The organism is Geminicoccus harenae, from assembly GCF_019800005.1.
Classification (GTDB): domain Bacteria; phylum Pseudomonadota; class Alphaproteobacteria; order Geminicoccales; family Geminicoccaceae; genus Geminicoccus; species Geminicoccus harenae.
In genome coordinates, this window is sequence record NZ_JABGCL010000180.1 from 1 (window position 1) to 989 (window position 989).

The 989-nt window shown below is 41.5% G+C and carries 1 protein-coding gene; it reads right to left on the reverse strand.

Going from position 1 to position 989, the window contains the following annotated elements:
• Positions 1–989, reverse strand: a 989-nt coding sequence (locus HLA95_RS30335; protein ID WP_222185137.1) for a reverse transcriptase domain-containing protein, incomplete at both ends; no start/stop codon positions are given.

Genomic DNA, 989 nt, shown 5'->3' on the forward strand with positions numbered 1-989 from the left:
GAGAGATGAATTCCATGTCTAAAGGGAAGCAAACCCCTTTTGGAATTCTCCATACTGAACCTCTTCAGTATTTTATCTATGTACATGGATTGTGAGAGTCCAAGCAACCTTTTAGATCTATCTCTATAGATCTTTATACCCAAGATATAGGTTGCTTCTCCCAAATCCTTCATGGAGAAGTTGCTCGAAAGCCAAAGCTTAACAGATGATATCATTCCTGTATCATTCCCAATGATAAGGATATCGTCCACATATAGGACTAGAAAAGTGACAGCACTCCCACTATCCTTCTTGTACACACATGGTTCATCCATATTCTGTATGAAGCCAAACGATTTGACCGCTTCATTGAATCGGATGTTCCAACTTCGAGAAGCTTGCTTTAGTCCATAAATGGACCGCTTTAGTTTGCATACTTTGTGGTCCTCACCACTGGATATAAAGCCCTTAGGCTGTTCCATATAAAGATCTTCCTCAATGTTTCCATTAAGGAAGGCGGTCTTTACATCCATTTGACATATCTCATAGTCATAGTATGCTGCTATAGCTAGCAAGATCCTAATGGATTTCAGCATGGCTACTGGCGAAAAGGTTTCCTCATAATCAACTCCTTGTTTCTGATTATACCCTTTTGCCACTAGTCTAGCTTTATAGGTCTCTACCTTTCCATCTGAGCCTATCTTCCTCTTATAAATCCATTTACAACCTATAGGTACTATACCTTCAGGTGGATCTACTAGAGTCCAGACTCCATTGGAATACATCGAATCCATTTCAGATTTCATGGCCTCTTGCCATCTACTCGAGTCGATGTCCAACATCGCTCCCTCGTAAGTGGTAGGATCATCTGGATGTTCCTTGTCGCCAAGTAACAATTCCTCACTATAATCTTGGAGATATCCATATCTCACTGGAGGAGCAGATATTCTACCAGATCTACGAAGAGGTGGTGTAATAGTAGGAACGGCCTCAACAGGGGCAGGTGTGGT